Source organism: Arenibacter aquaticus (assembly GCF_003957295.1).
Classification (GTDB): domain Bacteria; phylum Bacteroidota; class Bacteroidia; order Flavobacteriales; family Flavobacteriaceae; genus Arenibacter; species Arenibacter aquaticus.
Genome location: NZ_RQPJ01000001.1, coordinates 153,355 through 175,623, shown reverse-complemented (window position 1 = coordinate 175,623; position 22,269 = coordinate 153,355). Strand labels below are relative to the sequence as shown.

23 protein-coding genes are annotated in these 22,269 nt (G+C 40.2%); 16 read left to right on the top strand and 7 right to left on the bottom strand.

What is annotated here, in order from left to right; all coding sequences use genetic code 11:
- Window positions 1–65 precede the first annotated feature (65 nt).
- The 6 genes from EHW67_RS00715 to hutH all read right to left on the bottom strand — a co-directional run bounded on the left by EHW67_RS00715 (window position 66) and on the right by hutH (window position 9,732).
- On the bottom strand, window positions 66–1,031 hold the full coding sequence (locus EHW67_RS00715) for a glycosyltransferase family 2 protein (protein ID WP_126160424.1): 966 nt from the start codon (window positions 1,029–1,031) through the stop codon (window positions 66–68).
- A 24-nt stretch (window positions 1,032–1,055) separates the two neighbouring features.
- Window positions 1,056–3,461: a tetratricopeptide repeat protein gene (locus tag EHW67_RS00710; RefSeq protein ID WP_126160423.1), complete on the bottom strand. Its 2,406-nt coding sequence runs from the start codon at window positions 3,459–3,461 to the stop codon at window positions 1,056–1,058.
- Between the two features lie 279 nt (window positions 3,462–3,740).
- Complete coding sequence (locus tag EHW67_RS00705) at window positions 3,741–4,601, bottom strand: methyltransferase domain-containing protein (RefSeq protein ID WP_126160422.1); 861 nt, start codon at window positions 4,599–4,601, stop codon at window positions 3,741–3,743.
- Between the two features lie 231 nt (window positions 4,602–4,832).
- Window positions 4,833–6,851, bottom strand: coding sequence for a urocanate hydratase (locus EHW67_RS00700; protein ID WP_126160421.1), 2,019 nt, complete (start codon window positions 6,849–6,851; stop codon window positions 4,833–4,835).
- A 12-nt stretch (window positions 6,852–6,863) separates the two neighbouring features.
- A complete protein-coding gene (hutI, locus tag EHW67_RS00695; RefSeq protein ID WP_126160420.1) occupies window positions 6,864–8,117 on the bottom strand; it encodes an imidazolonepropionase in 1,254 nt (417 codons plus the stop codon).
- Window positions 8,118–8,151: 34 nt separating this feature from the next.
- Window positions 8,152–9,732: a histidine ammonia-lyase gene (gene hutH / locus EHW67_RS00690; protein WP_126160419.1), complete on the bottom strand. Its 1,581-nt coding sequence runs from the start codon at window positions 9,730–9,732 to the stop codon at window positions 8,152–8,154.
- Between the two features lie 78 nt (window positions 9,733–9,810).
- Here hutH and EHW67_RS00685 point away from each other — a divergent pair, with 78 nt between their 5' ends.
- Together EHW67_RS00685 and EHW67_RS00680 are read left to right on the top strand one after the other, a co-directional pair.
- Complete coding sequence (locus tag EHW67_RS00685; RefSeq protein ID WP_126160418.1) at window positions 9,811–10,713, top strand: LysR family transcriptional regulator; 903 nt, start codon at window positions 9,811–9,813, stop codon at window positions 10,711–10,713.
- 36 nt (window positions 10,714–10,749) lie between these two features.
- On the top strand, window positions 10,750–11,301 hold the full coding sequence (locus EHW67_RS00680) for a nitroreductase family protein (RefSeq protein ID WP_126160417.1): 552 nt from the start codon (window positions 10,750–10,752) through the stop codon (window positions 11,299–11,301).
- Between the two features lie 9 nt (window positions 11,302–11,310).
- Here EHW67_RS00680 and EHW67_RS00675 read toward each other — a convergent pair whose 3' ends face one another.
- The gene (locus tag EHW67_RS00675; protein WP_126160416.1) at window positions 11,311–11,826 is read right to left on the bottom strand and encodes a DUF456 domain-containing protein; all 516 of its coding nucleotides are present in this window, start codon (window positions 11,824–11,826) and stop codon (window positions 11,311–11,313) included.
- A 325-nt stretch (window positions 11,827–12,151) separates the two neighbouring features.
- On the opposite strand from EHW67_RS00675, the gene EHW67_RS00670 reads away from it, so the two are divergent.
- The 14 genes from EHW67_RS00670 (at window position 12,152) to EHW67_RS00605 (ending at window position 22,253) form a co-directional block, all read left to right on the top strand.
- The gene (locus tag EHW67_RS00670; protein WP_126160415.1) at window positions 12,152–12,514 is read left to right on the top strand and encodes a BlaI/MecI/CopY family transcriptional regulator; all 363 of its coding nucleotides are present in this window, start codon (window positions 12,152–12,154) and stop codon (window positions 12,512–12,514) included.
- Window positions 12,511–13,902 carry a M56 family metallopeptidase gene (locus tag EHW67_RS00665; RefSeq protein ID WP_126160414.1) on the top strand — a complete coding sequence of 464 codons (1,392 nt, stop codon included), beginning with the start codon at window positions 12,511–12,513 and terminating at the stop codon, window positions 13,900–13,902. The genes EHW67_RS00670 and EHW67_RS00665 overlap by 4 nt, the downstream gene beginning before the upstream one ends.
- Before the next feature lie 293 nt (window positions 13,903–14,195).
- The gene (locus EHW67_RS00660) at window positions 14,196–14,834 is read left to right on the top strand and encodes an energy transducer TonB (protein ID WP_238389808.1); all 639 of its coding nucleotides are present in this window, start codon (window positions 14,196–14,198) and stop codon (window positions 14,832–14,834) included.
- Between the two features lie 12 nt (window positions 14,835–14,846).
- Window positions 14,847–15,533: an energy transducer TonB gene (locus EHW67_RS00655; RefSeq protein ID WP_262707155.1), complete on the top strand. Its 687-nt coding sequence runs from the start codon at window positions 14,847–14,849 to the stop codon at window positions 15,531–15,533.
- A 4-nt stretch (window positions 15,534–15,537) separates the two neighbouring features.
- The gene (locus tag EHW67_RS00650; protein ID WP_126160413.1) at window positions 15,538–15,972 is read left to right on the top strand and encodes a tetratricopeptide repeat protein; all 435 of its coding nucleotides are present in this window, start codon (window positions 15,538–15,540) and stop codon (window positions 15,970–15,972) included.
- Between the two features lie 162 nt (window positions 15,973–16,134).
- Window positions 16,135–16,611: a hypothetical protein gene (locus EHW67_RS00645; RefSeq protein WP_126160412.1), complete on the top strand. Its 477-nt coding sequence runs from the start codon at window positions 16,135–16,137 to the stop codon at window positions 16,609–16,611.
- 31 nt (window positions 16,612–16,642) lie between these two features.
- Window positions 16,643–17,197 (top strand): crossover junction endodeoxyribonuclease RuvC, encoded by a 555-nt coding sequence (ruvC, locus tag EHW67_RS00640; protein WP_126160411.1) that lies wholly within the window; start codon window positions 16,643–16,645, stop codon window positions 17,195–17,197.
- A 138-nt stretch (window positions 17,198–17,335) separates the two neighbouring features.
- Window positions 17,336–17,701: a four helix bundle protein gene (locus EHW67_RS00635; protein WP_126160410.1), complete on the top strand. Its 366-nt coding sequence runs from the start codon at window positions 17,336–17,338 to the stop codon at window positions 17,699–17,701.
- A 68-nt stretch (window positions 17,702–17,769) separates the two neighbouring features.
- Window positions 17,770–18,903, top strand: coding sequence for a radical SAM family heme chaperone HemW (gene hemW / locus EHW67_RS00630; protein ID WP_126160409.1), 1,134 nt, complete (start codon window positions 17,770–17,772; stop codon window positions 18,901–18,903).
- 512 nt (window positions 18,904–19,415) lie between these two features.
- Complete coding sequence (locus tag EHW67_RS00625) at window positions 19,416–20,165, top strand: cyclase family protein (RefSeq protein ID WP_126160408.1); 750 nt, start codon at window positions 19,416–19,418, stop codon at window positions 20,163–20,165.
- 13 nt (window positions 20,166–20,178) lie between these two features.
- Window positions 20,179–20,538, top strand: a complete 360-nt coding sequence (locus EHW67_RS00620) for a DUF4260 domain-containing protein (RefSeq protein WP_126160407.1) — start codon at window positions 20,179–20,181, stop codon at window positions 20,536–20,538.
- Entirely contained in the window at window positions 20,531–21,154 is a 624-nt protein-coding gene (locus tag EHW67_RS00615; RefSeq protein ID WP_126160406.1) for a DUF4230 domain-containing protein, read from the top strand. Before EHW67_RS00620 ends, EHW67_RS00615 begins: the two co-directional genes overlap by 8 nt.
- A gap of 109 nt (window positions 21,155–21,263) precedes the next feature.
- On the top strand, window positions 21,264–21,659 hold the full coding sequence (locus EHW67_RS00610) for a Dabb family protein (protein ID WP_126160405.1): 396 nt from the start codon (window positions 21,264–21,266) through the stop codon (window positions 21,657–21,659).
- Between the two features lie 234 nt (window positions 21,660–21,893).
- Window positions 21,894–22,253 (top strand): MmcQ/YjbR family DNA-binding protein, encoded by a 360-nt coding sequence (locus tag EHW67_RS00605; RefSeq protein ID WP_126160404.1) that lies wholly within the window; start codon window positions 21,894–21,896, stop codon window positions 22,251–22,253.
- Window positions 22,254–22,269: the final 16 nt, after the last annotated feature.

Below are 22,269 nucleotides of genomic sequence, written 5' to 3'. Positions count from 1 at the left end.
CCAATGAATAATATCATATGGACGTTGATCAACATCTAGGTGAAATTAGCAAATATTCCAATACCTTACTTTTTGGGTTTCGGTGCATTGATAATATCGTATTGTATGGCTTGCAGAATAAGTTGGAAACCCAAAATAATGGATAGGGTAATGATCATAATGGTTCCTGTAGGGGCAAAGGTGTTTATTTTGGCATAATATATCCATTCCCAAATACCAAATATAAGCCCGAACATAAAAAGAGGAAAACCAAACAAGAGATACACCGATCCAATATTAAAATCGTATAAAAAATATTCCTTTATGATCCGTTTTACAAAAGTGTTGGTTAATCTGGCCCCAAAAACGAAAGGCATTTTCCATATTTTCATATTGGATTTCTCATCCCCGTAGATAGCTGGCATGGGAATATCATTTATGTTGGCTTTTTCAAAATAAAGTTGGGCCAGGAGCGATGTTTCAAAATAATAGCGGTTGGAGAGTTTTGAAAAATCCAGCTTTTTCAAAACCTCGGCTCTAAGGGCTAAGAAGCCATTGGTAGGATCAAAATTATGCCAATATCCTGTAGCGGCCTTAATAAGAAAGGATAATCCTAAATTGCCAATTCTACGAACGATGGGCATAGATCTCAGGGCTTTTAAGTCCTTAAATCTGTTGCCTTTGGTTACATCACATTTATTTAAAAGTAAGGGATTCAGTAAATCTGGAAGGTATTTTAGATCCATCTGGTCATCGGCATCGATCTTGATGATAAGATGCGACCCAATTTTAAGAGCCTCTTTAAACCCTCTTTTGGTTGCACTGCCTACTCCTAGGTTTACTTCGTTCTGTAAAAAGGAAACCTTCGTTTTTGGGTTTATTAGTTTCTCAATTTCCTCCTTGGGTAGGGGGGCGGGACTTTGGTCGTCTACAATGATAATACTGTGCAGGTAGTCCGGCAACTTGGAAATGACCCGTACTATTTCTTTGGACGCATTAAAATAGGGGATAACAACTGCTATTTTATGTGTAGTGAAGTTTTGTGTTTCCATGTTTGCCTTGAAATTTAGGTTGGGTTATTTGCCTTCTTGTTGTTCCCGGGCATAGTTTAAATTGCCTTTTGCCAATCGGGAAGTAGGGTCCAGTTTTAATGCTTCCTCACAGGCGTCCACGGCCCTTTGATATTTTTGAAGTTGGTTATAAGAAGAACAAATATTGTTGTAGGCACTGGCATTGGGAAGGATTGAGATAGACTTTTGTGCAGCGGCGATACACTCTTTGTACTTTTCTTCCTGATAATATTCAAAACTAATATTTACAAAATGATCGGATAGTTGGGTCTTGGATAAATTTATTGTTACGGTGGCCAATCTGTTTTTTCGTTTAATGGCATTATTTAAATTGTTTTTCGCAAGTTGGTAGGAGGGGTTTAACTCCAAGGCCTTATTGTATGCCTCAATGGCCAAATCGTAATTAAATAAATGGTAATGGGCAATACCAATATTGTTATAGGCATCAGGGTAGTCTGGTTTTAGGTCCTTGGCCTTTTCTGCCGCTCTTATGCAGCCTTCATAATCCCCTTCATTGTAATATTTAAAACTTAAATCAAGGTATTTTTCCGGGCTGGGGGCGTTGGCCACTTCTTCCTCAATGACCTGCAGAACAGATTTTTTATTTACGGCAATATCCAGGTATTTTGTGGCAGTGCTGTCCTTTGGCCATGATTTCAATATTTCCTCGCTAAAATTTCGAAGTTGTGCCCAATCTTCCATATGGTGGTAAGATTTTAATATATATTGATGAGTGTCAATGTAATTGGGTACCGTTTGGTTAACCTGTTTAAATTGATCTACCGCCTCCTTAAATCGGTCGTTCCTAAATAAATTTCGTCCGTAAAAGTATTTGGTTTTATGGTTGGAGTCATTAAGGGATAAGGATTTTTTAAAATACTTATCAGCGCTTTCCTTGTCGCCCGTGGCATTTTTAAGGATGCCCAGATTGGTGTATATGCTGGAATAGTAGGGGGTTAATTCCAAGGCTTTGTTAAAAGATAGCTCCGCATTGGTGTAATCTCCTTGAGCCATCAGGGCAAGGCCATAGTTCATATGCCCACGACCGTTTTTAGGGCTTTTTATGGTCACATCCTTCCATAGGCTAAGTTCGTCTTTCCATACCTTGTTGCGTTGGTATACGCCATATGCATTGCCAAGAAGGAATACAGATATTACAAGTATCATGGCCAACTGGCCATTTTGTTGAACCAATAGTTTTGGGGAATAGTTTTTTAGAAGGTAATGTACGCCAAAAACAAACGCTATGGTGAGTCCCATATAGGGGATAAAACTGCGGTGATCGTTTAAAATTTCGGCAAAGGGGAGTACCGAAGAGGATGGTAAAAGTGAAATAAAGAACCATAATACCCCAAAAGAAAACAATTTGGTTTCTTTTTTCTTGGAGGCTCTAAGGGCAATAAATATCAAAAGTGCTATCATTACAATGCCCGTTATGGCCCTGTAATCCAAAATAGATTCAAATGCTACCCAATCCGTATCGGCAGAAAGGTTATAAGGTATAAAATAAGTTAGTATGTAGTGGCACATTACCAAAGGCTGTGTTATAAGGTAATTGTAACGATCAACACCACCTGGAGCAAATGTGTCCGGTAACATGGAAAAGTAAAATATTAAAAAGGCCAAGGTCAATATAAAAGAAGGAAACACCTTTGCAAAGGAGCGGATACACTTTTTAAACTCCTCTTTCCTGTAGAATTGCAACAGATTTACCTCTTCCTCAAAAATTAAAAAGTATAGGAACAACAAGGGAGAAAAAACCAAGGCCATTTCCTTGGCAAAGAAGCCTATAAAGGGAAATATAAGATATAGGTGCCATTTTCGCCATATCCCGCCACTTAAAAATGCTACAAAACCCAATAGCACATAAAAGCCAGCTACAATTTCCGATCGTTGAATGATGTAATTCACGGTTTCTGCATTGGCACAGAGCAGTCCAAAGGAAGCCGCTACCAATAATCCCCAAAACTGATTGTTTTTGGAAAACTCCAATTGGTCTAGAAGTTTTTTAACAAAAAGACAGAGTACTGCACAGGTAAAAAGGAAAAATATAAAAATATGGATATGAAATGCCTCAGTATGCAGACCATCCGCCAGTTGATAGTCAATAGCATTTTCCAAGGTGGTATACGGCCTGTACGAGCGGTTGGAAGGAAGTGTGCTAAAGGTAGCCGGATCTTTAAAAAAGGCAGATATATCTATGTTCTGTATTGCCTTGTTGTTTTCAATAGTGTGATTGTCGTCAAATTGAAATCCGTTGGAAAAATGATTGGAATAGGCCAACAACATGGTCAGCACCAGAATAACACTCAGTAAGATGAAAATGGGATTGTTGAAAGCGTTCGTATTATCACCTTTATATCCGGTGAATCGGTAGATGGTAGTCGTAAATTTAGTAAATAATGTAATCATCGAGTTTGGTGAATTTATAGTTTTTGGACAATCGCTATCTGAATAATGTATTACGGAAAGCGACAACCCTGCTACAATTTAAACAAACTAAATTGAAGTGAATTCGGTAAATTTTTTAGTGTTAATGTATAGTCCACGAGAACAGAAACATTAAACTTAAATAATCCGTGTTAAGATTTTTCACTATGTTTTAAATCGAACTCACGTCAAATTTATTATGTAACGATATTTTAGCATAACTATTGCCCTTTTGAACCTTGCCAAAATGTGGTGTTTTTGTTATTCACGTTTTTTAAATACAAAACAATAGGTGTCCGGGAATAGACTTAAAAATGGAAATAATAAAAAAACGCCAATTTTTGCGGCCATGCCCATGATAGTTCCCTGTTGCTTGTCTTGATTGATTCGATCTGAAATTTCCGATATATTAATTGTTTTCATAGGAAAGGATTCTATCGGCTCAAAATTACTTTCCTCGGCAAATGACCGTAAGGTGCGCTTAGTGAAATAGCTCAAATGTGGACTGTGAAAATTAAATTGCCACATTCTATTCATAAGGGATTTTACTCCAAAATGGTAGGCCAGTTTAGAGATGAAGTAGATTACTCCACTTTGAATAGGTAAATTTACGATGAGCAGACCTTGATTTTTAAGAAGCCTGTAATTGGAACTCATGATACCCTTGAGGTCTGGCAAATGTTCCAGAACATCATTATAAGCAATAAAATCGTAATCAGAATTTTGTGGTAGGTCTTGAGGGAAAAAGCCATTGAATACCCTAAGACCTTTTTGTTTGTAAAGCTCATTAAAACGTGTTTCGGGTTCAATACCTTCGCAATCTATCTGGTGGTCCTTGCATACCTCTAAAAACCAGCCGTACCCTGGGCCTACCTCAAGACCTTGGGTGTTGGCGCTGTTCCTGTGCTGTTTAAGGGAATTAATGATCCGTTGAAAGTTTTCTTTTCTAAGGTTTAGCAAGGCCCTTTCCCTAGTGTCCTCATTTAAATCGGATTCAAGTGATTTGTTAAACTTGGCATCCGGACAAAATTGAAAGCCACAATGGGAGCAGTGGTGTACATTAAAAATTAGTTTGAATTGTAATTTGGTTTTGGGGCTACTACAAATTGGACAGGGGGTCATTTTTTAATATGGTTGGTTATTAAATAGTTGTTCCAAATAAAATGTAGGATCAATCCTTTAGTTGATATTCATGAAAAAATATTTTGGTTGATTTTGATACCTAAAAGTAGCACTTTTGGGGGGATTAATAAAATTTTGTCTGACATTTGTACTTATCAGTTTTTACTCTGTATTGGGTCGGACACACCTCCCATCCTGCGAAGTATTTTCTTTTGGGGCACACAAAGCGTTTTATTGCTGTGAAAATATGTTTTCCAATAGCTCGTCCTGCACTAAATGCGGAAGTGTGACTTTTAATCTAGGAGTTCGTTCCATTTCGCGTTTAATGGCAAACAAAGCCTGTTTGTTCCTGGCCCAGCTTCTGCGGGATATGCCGTTGTTTACATCATAGGGCAGCATGTTTTTTAGTCTATTTTCTGCCTCCAGACTACCGTCTAAAACCAAACCAAAACCACCGTTTATAACCTCGCCCCAACCTACACCACCACCGTTGTGGATAGAAACCCAAGTGGCACCTCTAAAGCTGTCCCCTATTACATTGTGTATGGCCATGTCAGCAGTAAATTGGCTTCCATCGTAAATGTTGCTGGTTTCTCTATAAGGGGAATCGGTTCCGCCAACATCATGGTGGTCCCTTCCAAGGACAATTGGAGCTTTTACTTCACCGCTTTCTACAGCTTTATTGAAAGCTTTGGCAATTTCTAGTCTTCCTTCGGCATCAGCATATAAAATACGGGCTTGTGAACCAACCACTAAATTGTTGGCCGCAGCACGTTTTATCCATTGGATATTGTCTAGCATTTGCTGTTTAATTTCAGTAGGGGAACGGTTAAGCATCTCTTCCATAAGCTGCAAGGCTATGGCGTCGGTTTTTTCCAGATCTTTAGGGTCTCCAGAGGTACAGACCCATCTAAAGGGACCAAATCCTAGGTCAAAGCACAGTGGCCCTAAAATATCCTGTACATAAGAGGGGTAGGTAAAGGAGCTGCCATCCGCAGATAGGATATCGGCACCTGCCCTGGCGGCTTCCAATAAAAAAGCATTGCCATAGTCAAAAAAGTAGGTCCCTTTGGCGGTATGTTTGTTAATGGCGGCAACCTGTCTCCTTAAAGATGCCTGTACCTTTTGTTTAAATGCCTCCGGATCTGTACTCATAAGTTGGTTAGATTCCTCAAAAGTGAGACCTACCGGATAATAGCCCCCAGACCAAGGATTGTGCAATGAGGTTTGGTCAGAACCTAGGTGAACAGTAATATTTTCTTGATCAAATTTTTCCCATACTTCAACAATGTTACCAATATAGGCAAGGGAAACTACTTCCTTTTGTTGTATGGCCTGTTTGGTGCGCAGAGCAAGTTTGTCCAAGTCGTTAATCAGTTCGTTAACCCAGCCTTGCTGGTGTCTTTTCTTGGCGGCTAGCTCATTTACTTCGGCACAGATGGTAATGCAGCCAACAATAGTACCGGCCTTGGGCTGGGCACCACTCATACCTCCCAATCCAGAGGTGAGGAATATTTTGCCGGCAGGGGATTCTTCTTTTTTCAACACTTTTCTAAACGCATTTAAGACGGTTATGGTGGTGCCATGAACTATTCCCTGGGGACCTATATACATATAGGAGCCGGCTGTCATTTGTCCGTATTGGGTAACCCCAAGGGCATTATACTTTTCCCAATGGTCCGGTTTGGAATAATTGGGGATCATCATTCCGTTGGTAACCACAACCCTAGGCGCATCTATGGAGGACGGAAAAAGTCCCATGGGATGGCCAGAATAGATGTGCAGGGTTTGCTCATGGGTCATAGTGGCCAAATACTTCATGGTAAGTAGGTACTGTGCCCAATTTTGAAAAACAGAACCATTACCGCCATAGGTAATAAGTTCTTCTGGGTGTTGGGCTACCTTAGGATCCAAATTGTTCTGTATCATCAACATAATACAGGCTGCCTCTGTGGTTTTTGCCGGATACTCGTTAATATGGCGGGCATAAATAGGATAGTCTGGTTTAAAACGGTGCATATATATCCTGCCATATGTATTGAGTTCTTCTGCAAACTCTTTGGCCAAGATAGGGTGCCATTTTTCGGGGAAATACCTCAGGGCATTTCGAATAGCCAGTTTTTTCTCCTCCAAACTAAGGATGTCCTTACGTTTGGGAGCCCTGTTGACATCCGAGGAAAGTTCTTTTTTTATGGGTAGTTCCTTGGGAATACCTTGTAATATTTGGGCTTTAAAGCTAGCTGTCTTCATGGTATTTTTTCTTTAAATAGCTTTATTGGTCACTAATTTTCCTCTTTTCCAGACCATACTGGGGGTAAGCATACCTTGATGGTAGAGTATTTCATTATAATCGCTTGTTGGGAATGCGATGAAGTCCGCCAGCAATCCGGCTTTAATTTTGCCTCGGTCTTTAAGGCCTAAGGCTGTTGCTGCTCTATAACTTATGCCGGCCAATACTTCTGTATTGGTGAGCTTTTCAAAGGTTCCCAGTATAGCCGCTTGGGTAAGTAGGTTTCCCATGGGTGCCGATCCCGGGTTCCAATCACTTGCAATGGCCAATGTAGCTCCCGCGTCCAATAATTTGCGTGCAGGGGCAAAGTTGCAGCCCAGCCCTATGGAGGCCCCGGGAAGGGCAGTGGCCACAGTGCTACTGTTTGCTAAAAGTTCAATTTCCTTTTCTGTACTTGCCTCTAGGTGATCTGCACTAATGGCTCCGTATTGCACTGCTGTGGCACTACCTGCAGTTGAAAATTGATCTGCATGCACGGTAATATGAAATCCCATTTCTTTGGCCTTATTAAAATAAGGCGCAATCATGGTTGGGGAAAAGGCGCCTTCTTCCAAAAAAGCATCGATCCTGGTGCTGAGGTTTTCTTTTTTTAAAATGGGAAATAATTCCGAGCTAATTTCCAATAGATAATCGTTTGCAGAACCATGGTAATCTTTTGGGATCGTATGGGCTGCCAGGCAGGTAGATATTAAATCTGCTTCACATTCCGTATTGGCATAAGCAATGGCCCTGAGCATTTTTAACTCCTCGGTTATAGACAGTCCATAGCCGCTTTTTACCTCAATGGTCGTTACACCTCTGGAAAGATGTGCGCTCGCTCTTTTTTTGATGCCTTCTATTAGTGAGGCTTTGGTGGCTTTTCTTGTCTGGGTGACCGTGTCCCATATACCGCCACCGGCCTTGGCAATCTCAAGGTAGGTCTTACCTGAATTCCGCAGGGCATAGTCCTTGGCCCGACTGCCACTAAAACAAATATGGGTATGGGAATCAATGAAGCCTGGAAGGCATACCATATTGGACGGGATAGATATGGTCTGTGCATTGAGGGCTCTTGCCGCTGTTTCCATTTCAGCATAAGGTCCCACGGCATAAATGTTTTCATCCTCTGTAATAATGCCTGCTTTTTCAAACAGACTGAGTTGTTCATCGGATATGGCCCCTTTTTGGGGCAATCCTGCCATTGTTACGATTTGTTTAAAAGGGCCAATTAGCCTATACTTTTTCATTTTTTTTGTCTATTTTTTGTAACCTAACTATGGGCTAATACGCTCCAAAATGGTCTTCGTACGGACTGTCAATTTTCAATTTATGGCGTTGTATAGCCTGCTGTACGGTTCGTATTATAGTCCGCTTTTTAATCATATCAATGCCCTTTTCAATATCATCGGAGAAAACCCTGTCCTTTTCTGCAAAGGCTACATTTTTACGGACCATTTTATGGACTTTGTCCAACAACAGGCCAGATTTCATGGGTTTTCTAAATTCAAATGCCTGTGCTGCGGTCAGGAGTTCTATGGCCAGTATTTTTTCTACGTTTTCCAAGACTTTCTGGGCTTTTCTGCCACTTATAGACCCCATACTTACATGGTCTTCCTGTCCTAAGGAAGTAGGGATGCTGTCTGCACTGGACGGGAAGCACAGTCCCTTGTTTTCACTGGCCAAGGCTGCAGTGGTATATTGCAGTATCATATAGCCCGAATTGATCCCGGTTTCTTCCATCAATAATTTGGGTACTCCCGGACTGTTTCCTTCCAAGGCCAAATAAATACGTCGGTCCGAAATATTTCCCAACTCCGAAGCAGCCAGACAAGCATAGTCCAAGGCCATGGCCAAAGGTTGACCGTGAAAATTCCCTCCGCTTATAGTTAATTCCTCATCAATAATGATAGGGTTGTCCGTGACCGAGTTTAATTCTACCTCCAATAATTCCTTTAGGTGTAACCAGGCATTTCTGGAAGCGCCGTGCACTTGGGGGATGCATCTTAGGGAATAGGGGTCCTGTACTTTTTCACAGTCAATATGGTCCTCCATAATTTCGGAACCTTCCAATAGAAAACGGATTCTAGTAGCTACATGAATACTGCCTTTAAAGGGTCTAAGTTGGTGTAATTCCTTAAAAAAGGGTTTCACACTGCCCTGTAATCCTTCTATCATCATGGCGCCAATAATATCGGCTTGGTCAAGACAGGCCTTCATCCTGTCCAATACTTTTACCGCATGAGCTGCTATGAACTGAGTACCATTAATTAGAGCCAGTCCCTCTTTGGGTCCCAGTTCCAAGGGTTTTAGGCCATAAATTTTATATAGTTGTGCTGTTGAAATGACTTTTTTAACATATCGGACTTTACCTAAACCAATTAAGGGTAAAAATAAGTGGGATAAGGGGGCGAGGTCCCCTGATGCCCCTACCGATCCTTGGGAAGGAACCACTGGTATGGCATCGTTGTTAATATGCCATACTATGCGGTCCAAGGTAGCTTCCGCTATGCCCGAATAGCCTTTGGCTAGGGAATGTACCTTTAGGATAAGCATTAGTTTGGCGATATCCGTTTCAACGGGAGGGCCAACACCAACACTGTGGCTTTTAAGGATGTTGGACTGTAATATTTTGGTTTCGGATTTGGAGATCTTGGTAGTGCATAAGGGACCAAATCCGGTATTGATTCCGTAAACAGGTTTGCCCTTCTCTACAATTTGTGCCACGGCCTTGTAACTTGCCCTAATTCTTTTCCTAGCTTTTGCAGAGATTTGTCCTTTTATCGTTCCCTTGGCAATTTCTATAGCTAGTCCGGCCTTTAAGTGGTCTTCCCCGAAAAAAAATGTTTTTTTTGAAGTTGCCATGTGCTAATTTTTTGCATTATAAAATTATTGATTAAGTTTGATAATCGCCAATACCATTTATATATATACCTAATAACTATGGGTTATCAATTAGAACTCCGACATTTTAATTATTTCTTAGCTGTGGCTGAGGAGTTACATTACCGGAAAGCTGCCGAAAAGTTGTGTATTTCACAGCCTGGCTTAAGTAGGCAAATAAAGCAAATGGAGGAAATATTGGATGTTAAACTGTTTGTTAGGAGCAAAAAGAAAGTGGCCTTGACGGCGGCTGGGGAATACCTAAAAGGTGAAATGGAATTTATTCTAAACCATTTGGACGTTACCAAAAAGCAGTTAAAACATATTAGTGATGGTAATTTTGGAGAGGTACGGATTGGATTTTTAGGTTCGGCCATGCAAGAAGTGATTCCGGACCTTTTGATTGGATTGAAGGAAAATTTCCCGGGGATAAAGTCCAGCTTGGAGGAGCTGTCCAATACGGCCCAAATGAATGCCATAATGAGGGATAAACTGGATATGGGTTTTGTGCGTATGGCAAGGGTGCCGGATGGGGTGAATATTCAGCCGGTATATACCGATACCTTTTCTGTTGTCTTGCCAGAATTATATCCCATGTTGACCAGGGAATTTAAGGACGTTGGGCAGTTGGCAGAAGAGAATTTTATTTTGTTCGCTCAAGACTATAGTCCCTTATATTATGATACGGTAATGAGTATATGTGAGGATGCTGGTTTTACGCCCAAGGTATCCCATAAATCTGTTCACGCCCAGACTATTTTTAAGCTGGTAGAGAATAATTTGGGTATAGCCATTGTGCCAACCTCATTACAATACGGCTTTCAGATGAAGGTAAAGTTTATAGAACTAAGGAATATTCCTCAAAGGGCCATCCTGTCGGTAGTTTGGAAAGAAGATAATAGGAATCCTGCCTTACGGCATTGTATTAATTTGCTGTTAAACCGTTCTAAGTTGGGTAAATAATTGGTTTAGTTTGTAATCACTAAATGAAGAAAAGATATGATTTTTGATATAATAAAAAAGAGACGCTCTGTTTTTCCGACACAATATAACAACAAGCCTGTTAGTAAGGAGGCTATAGAAAAGGTATTGGAGGCAGCGAATTACGCACCTACCCATAAGAAGACCGAACCATGGCGTTTTAAAGTGTTACAGGGTGAGTCCCAGGAAAAGCTTGGCTTGTTTCTTTCCTTAAAGTATATGGAGACAGAACCTAAGCCCAAACAATTTAAGGTAGAAAAGTTAATACAAAACCCTCAAAAGGCGGGGGCTGTAATAGCTATTTGCATGCAGAGAGATCCACAGTTAAGTGTACCGGAATGGGAAGAGGTAGCAGCAACAGCTATGGCTGTACAAAATATGTGGCTTTGTTGTACAGAAATGGGTATTGGCTGTTATTGGAGTTCACCCGGGCTTATAAAACACATGGATGATTTTTTTGAATTGAAAATGGGGGAGGTGTGTCTTGGGTTTTTCTATATGGGCCATTATGATGAGGATATCCCAGAAGTAGAAAAAGGGCCCTGGAAGGATAAAGTTACCTGGATGTAGTGGTATTGCTTAATTAAAAAAGGGAAATAAGTCCGACTTGTATTCCCATGCTTTGTATATAAATATCCCCAAATAGATAACCGTTACCAGAAATTTAAGGAAGGTTCCGGTTATAAAACCTAGAAAAGAACCAAAAGCGGCCTTTAGGGCCTTTTTTTGATCGGCCTTGTTGATCATTTCTCCAGCCAAAGCACCTAAAAAAGGCCATACGATGATACCTATAAAGCCAAGAATAGGAAAGAATAGGGCTATTAAAAGACCTATTGTGGTACCGACCATTCCCCATCTGCTTCCTCCAAATTTTTTGGTCCCCCAGACTGGGATGATGTAGTCCAGGGCAAAGACCAATAAGGCGACGGCCAAGGTAATGCCCAAAAAGGTCCAATCGTCCGGAATTGCTTTGGTAAGGTAGAGTAGGAGTAGGCCTACCCAGCTTATTGGAGTACCCGGAAGTACCGGAAGAAAACTACCCAATATTCCAATGAACATTAGGGCAAATCCTATAATCAGTAAAACAATATCCATAGGTTTTTTTAGGTTTCCTGTTAGACGAAGATAGGGATGATTTGTTACATGGATCGGAAAAGGACGGGAGTAGTCACCCCTGTCGCTAGCGGGAGCCTGCCACAGTCGGCAGACAGGCGTTGCGCTCGTGTCCGTCGCTGGCGTGAGCCTGCCTCGGTCGGCAGACAGGCGTCACGCTCGTGCCTATTTAGAATTCAGCTTGCAAAAATTCGAGTAAGAGCTGGACGCCATCAATAGCCTCAAATCTAATTTTTGAACTAAAACATTAGTTTAAACTAAATATTTAGTTATATTTGTTATAGTGTTCAACTAAAAATTTAGTTAAATGAAGCAGTTAACCAAAGCAGAGGAGGAGGTAATGCAGGTATTATGGCAGTTGCAGAAATGCAACGTGGCAGCCATTATTGACGTACTTCCAGAACCCAAACCGGCCTATAATACGGTCTCTACCATTGTCCGTATTTTGGAAAGCAAGGGGTTTGTGGGCCATGAGAAGGAGGGCAGGGGCTATTTATATTTTCCGTTGATCAAGAAATCGGATTATGGAAACCAGTCCATTAACAAATTGGTGGACGGCTATTTCCAGGGTTCTTTTAAAAGTATGGTATCCTTCTTTATGAAAAAGAATGATATGAGCCTATCGGAATTGGAATCTATCCTCAAGGACATTAAAAAAGAGAAGGAATGATACAGTATATATTAGAATGCATTGCATTCCAGCTAATGTTTTTGATCATTTACGATCTGTTTCTAAAACGGGAGACCTTTTTTCAGTGGAATAGGGTGTACCTGATCGGGACATTTGTACTTTCCTTAATACTGCCCTGGTTAAAGATAGAAGCTTTTAAGACCGCGGTATCTTCTGAGTATTTTGTGTATCCTGAATATTTATGGGGCATGGACATGTCGGAAGGGGTGGTTGTTGCTCCGGAAAACGCTTCTTCTTTTGATCTTTCGGCAACAGAGGTTGTGTTTTATGTGGGGGTGGTCATTGCTGCGCTATTGTTCACATATAAACTATACCAGATAAACCGACTAAAACGCCAAGGAGAAATCCGTTATTTTAAGGACTTCACCAGGGTAGTGGTTAGAAACAGTAATATGGCCTTTTCTTTTTTCAGGTCCATTTTCTTAGGGGACCAGGTGTTGGAAAAGGAACATAAAAGCATCATTCAGCACGAGCTGGTGCATATAGAACAACGACATTCTTGGGATCTGTTGTTCTTTGAGCTGATGCGCATTGTAGGCTGGTTCAATCCCCTGGTCTATGTATATCAAAATAGGGTTTCCGAATTGCACGAGTTCATCGCCGATGCAAAAGTGGCCAAGACCCATAAGGCGGAGCAGTATCAATTGCTGTTGTCACAGGTCTTCCAGACCCAACATATTTCATTCATCAATCAATTTTTTAAATCATCATTAATCAAAAAACGAATCGTCATGTTACAAAAATCAAAATCAAAGAGAGTTTGGCAGTTAAAGTATTTATTGTTAGTGCCAACATTAATCGGAATTATGGTTTATACATCTTGTGAAACTGAAGCCAATTCCGGAAATAAAATATTTGAATTAAAAGAAATGCCAGAGGAAGTAAATGTCAAAGGAAATCTATCAGAAAAAATAGAAATGTTAGAGGAGATGGTCATAGTAGGATATTCGGATGCCCCAAGTAGTATAAAGTTTATACCAGAAGAACTAGTTGTGGAAGTCCCTATGCCTCTAACTAAAGGCGAAGTCTTGTTTTCCTCAATTGAAAAAGCCCCGGTTTTTCCTGGATGTGCGGGTGTAGAGGATTCTAGGACATGTTTCAGTAATAAGATACGAAAACATATAGGGAAGAACTTTAGGTACCCTGAGAAAGCCCAAGAAAAGGGTATTCAAGGACGGGTAAATGTGATGTTCACCATTCAGGAAGACGGAAACGTAGGCAATGTTCGGATGCGCGGGCCTAATAAACTTTTGGAAGATGAGGTAGCCCGCATTATTTCTTTGTTGCCCCAGATGACAGCTGGGGAAAACAAAGGAGAAAAGGTGCGGGTGACATATACCCTGCCAATTACTTTTAAACTACAGTAACAGCAAAGAACTTTAGAGGGTGATACAGTATATCAGAGAATGAATTGAAATTCAGGCATTATTTTTGATCGTCTACGATCTGTTGCTAAAACGGGAGACCTTTTTTAATGGAACAGGGTGCATCATATAGGTGCCTATGCCTTTATGTATTATTGGCATTGTATTGGGTAAAGGTAGAGCCTTTAAAAAAATATAATGCCCCAAGATGTTGTTTTTTATCAGGAATTCTTGTGGAATAAGGAAATGCAAATTACTGCTGTGGTAACTAGGGACAGGTCAAAAAACGAATCGTCATGTTGCAAAAATCAAAATCAAAGAGAATTTGGCAGTTAAAGTATCTATTGTTGGTGCCGTTGGTAGTAGGAATGTTGGTGTATACTTCCTTAGAGGCCCAAGAAAATGGAATTTCTGAGGAAGAACAAGCTACTGGCGATGCACAGTTAATAAAAAAAACCAAAATGCCTCAACTTAGTAATCCTAATCAAGGCGATGTTGATGTTCCTTTTTCTCAGGTAGAAAAGGTTCCAATCATTCCCGGTTGCGAAGACGCGGATAATAAAAGGGCCTGTTTTCAACAACAAATGCAAAAGCATATAAGTAAGAATTTTAGATACCCCCAAGAAGCTCAGGAAAAAGGGATACAAGGGAGGGTGAATATTATGTTCGTTATTCTAAAAGACGGAAGTATTGGCAATGTTCGAATGCGTGGACCTGATAAAATTTTAGAAGGTGAGGCGGCACGTATTATTTCTTTGCTACCACAAATGGCCCCTGGGGAACATAAAGGAAAAAAAGTGCGAGTAGCGTATTCCACCTCAATCACATTTAAACTGCAGGGACGAGATGAATTTGGTACAAAGGAGAATGGTGATGGCACTGTGGATGTGGCCTTCGCTATTATAGATAAAGTTCCAGTCTTCCCTGGTTGCTAGGATGCAGGGGATATGAGAGCCTGTTTTAATCAAAAGTTACAGAAACACATTAGCAAAAATTTCAGGTATCCTAAAGAAGCCCATGAAAAGGGTATTGAAGGGCGGGTAAATTTGATGTTCACTATTCAGGAAGATGGAAACATAGGCAATGTTCGGATGCGTGGGCCCAATAAACTTTTGGAAGATGAGGCAGCCCGAATTATTTCTTTGTTGCCCAAAATGATTCCGGGGAAGCACAAAGGAAAAAAAGTTCAAGTGCCTTTTTCAATCCCAATAACATTTAAATTGACAGACGAAGATACTTCTGAGCTAAGGGAGGAGCTCGCGATGCCTGTCGAAAATAATGTTGGAGGTGTTCCTTTTGTAGAGGTAGAAAAGGTGCCCGTTTTTCCCGGTTGTGAGGATGCAGAAGATAAAAGGGCTTGTTTTAAAATCATGATGGTAAATCATGTTGGAAAGAATTTTAGATATCCTGAAGGACCACAGGAAAAGGGCGCTCAGGGGCGTGTATATGTGCATTTTACTATTCTGGAAGATGGAAACATAGGCAATGTTCAAATGCGTGGTAGACCTAATAAACTTTTGGAAGATGAGGCTGCCCGTATAATTTCTTTGTTGCCCCAGATGACCCCAGGGGAACACAAGGGGAAAAAAGCCCAGGTGCCTTTCATGATTCGGATTCCTTTTAAATCACGATAAATTAATGAAAACAATATTTCCAATTGTTTTTGTGCTAGTGTTAGCTAATGCCGAAGCACAATTATCGGACATTTCGGTAGCCGATAGCCTGTATGCTATAGGAAATTACACCACGGCTATAAATGAATATGCAAAGGTGGCAAGTCCAAAATCTAAATTGCAGATTGCCAGGGCCTACAATGCCATTGGAAATTACGAGAAGGCAATGTTACAGTATGAAAATATAGTCCAGAAAAATGAATCCCAAGAATTGGCAACATATGAACTTGGCCGGCTATATCTAAAACTTAAAAATTCCATTGCTGGCGCGAGCCTGCTTCGGTCGGCAGACAGGCGTCACGCTCGTGCCTACGTAGAAAGTCTGAACGTTTCGCTACAAAGGATTGCCTACTACTATACTTGTTGTTTCGGATCAACAGAAATACCATATTACCAATAAGTAAACACTGACATTTCTATCTAAAAGATTACCACTGTACTATTCCAAAGGAAATTTCATTAAAATAGTAGCCTATAAGATAAGTCTATACTGGAGGAAATTGAAGCATACATCCATTAAATTGATCAAAAAATTGTAATTTTCGCCCAGAATCTGGCATACATGAGGAAAGTTGCGGTTTTGGCTTGTTTTTGTCTTTTTACCTCTTGCGACTGGTTTACTTCCAAAGAGGAAAGAACCCAAGAATTGGTAAATGAGGAAATGCGCAATATAAATTTTAATGAGGTAGATCGTTATCCACTATTTGATAACTGCGATGAAATGTTGGACAAGGCAGGGCAATTGGATTGTTTTCAAAATACCCTATTAACACAATACGTGGCAACATTGGAGGACTTTGAGTTTCAGTTGGTGTCCAATATCAATACCACCATTTACGTAGATTTTTTGGTAGATCATATGGGTGAAATATCGGTCTTGGAAGTGCAGCGCAACGAGGAGATCGAAAATCAGATCCCTGGATTTCGCAGTATCATTACACAGAGCCTAAAAGGACTGCCTCCCTTGTCACCAGCGCTAAAGCGAGGGGTGCCCGTATCCTCAAAATTTAGGATTCCCATTATTGTGAATTCGAAATAAACAACGGTATAAACCTAAAATAATTCCTTCATTGGCAAACGAAAAGATAATATTGGGGATAGATCCCGGAACTACCATTATGGGCTTTGGACTCATTAAGGTGGTGAACAAGAAAATGGAGTTTGTTCAAATGAACGAGCTCCTACTTCAGAAATACAATGACCCCTATACCAAGCTAAAGCTCATTTTTGAGCGCACCATAGAACTAATCGACACCTACCACCCGGACGAAATAGCCATAGAAGCACCATTTTTCGGTAAGAATGTGCAGTCCATGCTCAAGTTGGGCAGGGCACAGGGCGTGGCCATGGCCGCGGGACTATCCCGTGAAATCCCAATTACCGAATACCTGCCCAAAAAAATTAAAATGGCCATTACCGGTAACGGGAATGCCAGTAAGGAGCAGGTAGCCAAAATGCTGCAAAGTGTCTTGGGATTAAAGTCGCTCCCCAAAAACCTGGACAGTACAGATGGCCTTGCCGCAGCCGTATGTCATTTTTATAACGAAGGCCGAATAGAAGTAGGCAAAAGTTATAGCGGCTGGGATGCTTTTGTAAAACAAAATGTTGGTAGGGTAAAAAAGTGAAGATTGACGGATTTAGTGAACAGTAATCAGTAATAAGTAAATAGTAAGGTAATAGCGAATCGTGAAAATTTTGGTCGGATCTTTTTGCTAATTATTTCGAAGATTTATTATTGATGTATTGAACAGTAATCAGTAGTTATGAGGTTTCAGGACTTATTGGCGTATAAAAAATCTTTTGCTTTGGCGATGAAGATTTTTGAAATTTCAAAAACATTTCCGAGAGAAGAAAGATATTCCTTGACCGATCAAATAAGAAGATCTTCCAGAAGTGTTTCGGCAAATATTGCCGAAGCTTATGCAAAGAGACTTTATCCAAAATATTTTATCAATAAACTAACAGATAGCGATGCTGAGAATTTAGAAACCCAAGTATGGATGGAATATGCAATGGAATGTCAATATATAAGCAAGGAAATATTTGATGAGATGGTAAGTGAAAGTCAAGAAATAGGGAGACTAATCTATTTTATGATTAATAACCCTGAGAAGTTTGGTTCCAAATAGTTTAATTTTACTGACCACTGACCACTGACCACTGACCACTGACCACTGACCACTGACCACCAAAAAAAATGAGCGGCATCTACATACATATTCCTTTTTGCAAGCAGGCTTGTCACTATTGCGATTTTCATTTTTCCACCAATATGGGGAAGAAGGAGGCTATGGTATTGGCACTGATTAAGGAGTTGGAGCTTCGGAAGGACGAGTTTAAGGAGGAGTTGGTGCAAACTATATACTTTGGCGGGGGAACGCCATCAGTATTGGATACGGCCGAAATAGACCAGATAATTGAGGCAATTAACCGTAACTATAATGTGGTAAGGGAGCCCGAAATAACCTTGGAGGCCAACCCCGATGATCTCTCCAAAGAGAAAATAGAAGAATTGGGCAGATCACCAATTAATAGGCTGAGTATTGGGATTCAATCTTTTTTTGAGGAGGATTTAAAAATGATGAACAGGGCGCACAATGCCCAAGAAGCGGAGGATTGTATTGTACTAGCGAAGAAATATTTTGATAATATTTCCATTGATCTAATTTATGGCATCCCCGGCATGACCAATGAGCGTTGGATATCCAATATAGAAAAGGCCTTGGCCTTTGGAGTGCCCCACATTTCCAGCTATGCCCTTACCGTAGAACCTAAAACGGCTTTAAAAGTATTTATAGATAAAGGATTGGTGCCCCCAGTGGATGATGAATTGGCGGAAGCTCATTTTTATATCCTTGTCCAGAAATTGGAGAAAGCGGAATTTGTGAACTATGAAATTTCAAATTTTGGAAAATCGGGCTATTTTTCCCGTAATAACACTGCCTATTGGCAAGGAAAGAAATATCTGGGTATAGGTCCGTCTGCCCATTCCTACGACGGTTTTAGGAGGGGGTGGAATGTTGGCAACAACAGTAAGTACTTAAGAGCAATAGGCCAGAACGAACTGCCATCGGAAACAGAGGTGTTGTCCAAAACCGACCGTTATAACGAATATGTGATGACCGGCTTGCGGACCATTTGGGGTGTATCCATAGAGCGAATAAAAACCGAGTTTGGACAGGAGTTTTATGCTTATTTGATGGAACAGGCCCAAAAAAAATTAGAAGACGGACTACTTTATATAGAGAAGGATCATATATTGGTGTCGAAAAAAGGCAAGTTTCTAAGCGATGGGATTGCAGCCGATTTATTTTTGGTTAACTTGTCCTGATCATGATCTCATGATCAAAGCTCTTTTTATGACAAAAGGATATTTCTATATCCTTGGTAATTCAACAAGAAATTTATTAGTGAAACTTAATTTTGATAAGTTGGTGAAACGCACAGAAAATTTTGAGTTGAATTAATCCCGCCTTTTTCGGCGGGATCTAAGTACATTACCTCGACCCTTGGTTTGATTACTCTTATTAGGTTCGGGGCTTGCCCTGAGGTTTATACCTTTTATGATATCGGGGCGACTAAAAATGCTGTTAAACCACTAAGGCTTTTTGGTCTAGGTCTGGCTTAAGTTTTTACAAAGAAATATCAACTTAAAATTTTTGTTTATTTTGAAGAATTTAAGATGATTGGAAATGCCTTTAAAAGCATAAAGCAGATAAAAAAATGGCATAATGACGGGAAATGGAATGTGATAAAGGAAATGATTCCGGAATTGATAGTTTTAAGGCAACGATTTGAATAACTAATAAAACAATAAGAGATACTGAAACAAGTTCAGCATATATGAAAACAATTATAAAGCACAATACTAAAAACTACAAAATAGATCTTACTAAGCCTTTGGATATTTCCATTCCTATAACAGGCAAGGACTCCAATGTAAATGCTTGGTATGTAGGGCCACCAAAAATTGAGCCCCATAGCGAGGGCGACTTTGTGGGTAAGGTTACCGAAGGGGCTTCCGTCAATTTTAACAACATTTATTTTAACCCCCATGCCCATGGTACCCACACCGAATGTGTAGGGCATATTAGCAAGGAATTCTATTCGGTCAACAAAAGTCTGACCAAGTATTTTTTTATGGCAGAGGTCATTACCATAGCCCCAGAGAAAATAAAGGACGATTTTGTGATTTCCAAAAAGCAATTACAGTATGCCTTGGGCAATAAAAAAAGGGAGGCGGTAATTATTAGGACCATTCCCAATCTAAAGGAGAAGATGACCCGGCAATACGCCAAAACCAATCCTCCTTATTTGTTGGAGGATGCTGCTCAATTGTTGGTGGATAAGGGAATAGAACATTTATTGGTAGACCTTCCTTCTGTGGATAAGGAAAAGGATGAAGGAGCCTTGATGGCCCATAAAACCTTTTGGAACTTCCATGGCAAACGTCGCCTGCATGCCACTATAACCGAGTTTGTTTATGTGGCTAATTCCATAAAAGACGGTAAGTATTTTCTAAACCTTCAATTGGCCTCCTTTGAGAACGATGCCACGCCTAGTAGACCGGTGCTGTATAAGATTGAAGAATAATATTATTTCTGCCATGCGCATACTTATAAAGTTGGAAGAATTTTTGATGCTGCTTTTGGGCGTATATCTTTTTAGTTTGTTGGATTATAGCTGGTGGTGGTTTGCCGGTTTAATCTTGGCACCAGATATTGGTATGCTGGGGTATCTTATGGGAGACAAGGCAGGTGCTATGGGGTATAATTTGTTCCATCATAAAGGGTTGGCAATAGCTATCTATTTTATTGGGGTCTATCTTTCCTTACCTTTGCTACAATTAATAGGGGTAATCCTGTTTTCCCATGCTTCCTTGGATAGGGTCTTGGGTTACGGACTTAAATATAACAAGGGGTTTAAATACACCCATTTAGGAGAAATAGGCAGAACAAATGAGTGATATATTGGAACTTTTTTCAGGCCTTATACTGGGGGCTATTGCCATGTATTGGGTATTTTCCTTTTTTAGAAAGAAAAAGAAACGGGAATTGACCGAACATCAATCCGATATATTATTGGACAAGATAAAAAGTGTTTGTAAGTTGATTACGGTTGAGGGCGATTTTGCCGAGATTTACCGCTATGAAAATACCAAAGAACGCTTTTTGAGCCTGGTCAGCAGTAAAAAGAAGGCCTTGATAGTGATCAATGCCAAGGCTCATATTGGGTTTGATCTGAAAAAAGTTCAGTTGCATGCCGATAATGACAAGAAAAAAATTATCCTCACCAATTTTCCACAACCGGAAATTTTGTCTATTTCTCCAGAATTACAATTTTATGATATTCAGAATGGGCTGTTCAATGCCTTTACCCCGGCGGATCTAACCAAATTAAATGCCGAGGCAAGGCAACATATACAGGAAAAGATTCCGGAAAGTGGTTTGATGGATACCGCCAATAAAGAGGCTTTGGAGGCTATTCTTTTAATAGAAAAAATTGTGGAGACCATTGGTTGGAAGTTAGATTATACCGCTTTGGAAATGAGCAATCGAAAGAAGCAATTTTTAGATGTGTAGTAACCTTTTATTCCTCAGGTCCATATTGTTTAAATGTTTGTTATTTTAGCAGGGAAAACACCAAGCTTATATCAAATAGCATAGGCTAAACATACAAACAGACACTTAAATGAAAACTATAGTTTATACAGTAATATTTTTAACAATGACCGTAGGCTGTTACGGTCAAAACAAAGAAAACATGAAGAACTTTGATTCCAATTTTGTGCACACCGTTTATTTTTGGCTAAAGAATCCGGATAGTGTGGAGGACAGGAAGGCTTTTGAGACATCGCTATTGAAATTTATGCGCGACTCCAAATATGCCAAAACAAATTTTGTGGGAGTGCCCCCCAAAGCTACTCGTGATGTGGTGGACGGGTCCTTTACCTATTCCTTGGTAGTATCCTTTGAATCGGCAGATGCTCAGGCAAAATACCAAACAGAAGAAGCCCATAACTTGTTTGTGGCAGAATCCAGCTCTTTATGGACCAAGGTAATCGTGTACGATTCCATTGGGATTTAATATAGTATTTTGTTGATCTAGGGAGAGCGGCTCCCTTATGGTAAAGTAGGGTTGCGGAATTACATCTAAGAAGTAGGCTAGGACAATACAGGGATAATATTAACCACTGTTTTTTTTGGGATAGGCCTATAGCGCTATTTGCAATAATATTGATGATTTAGAAGTGTTGCATTTTGGGTGGTATAACAACCTTGAACTACTTGTATATTATCAGGGACATATAATTTAGTAGCTATGAACATTGAGGAGTTTAGGGAGCATTGTATTGGCAAAAAGGGCGTTACCGAAGAATTTCCTTTTGATGCGGCTACCTTGGTCTTTAAGGTTATGGGTAAAATGTTTGCCTTGGTACCTCTGGAAAAGATTCCGTCCCAGGCCAATTTAAAATGTGATCCGGAAAGGGCTATAGAACTTCGGGAAACCTTTGATGGTAAGATTGTAGGTGGATACCATATGAGCAAAGTGCATTGGAATACCTTGTATTTGGAGGCCCTGCCCCCTGTTTTGGTACGGGAGTTGATAGACCATTCCTATGAATTAGTGGTTGCAGGCCTAACCAAAAAACTCCGGGCCGAGCTCAATTCCTTATCATAATACAACAGAATCTAAG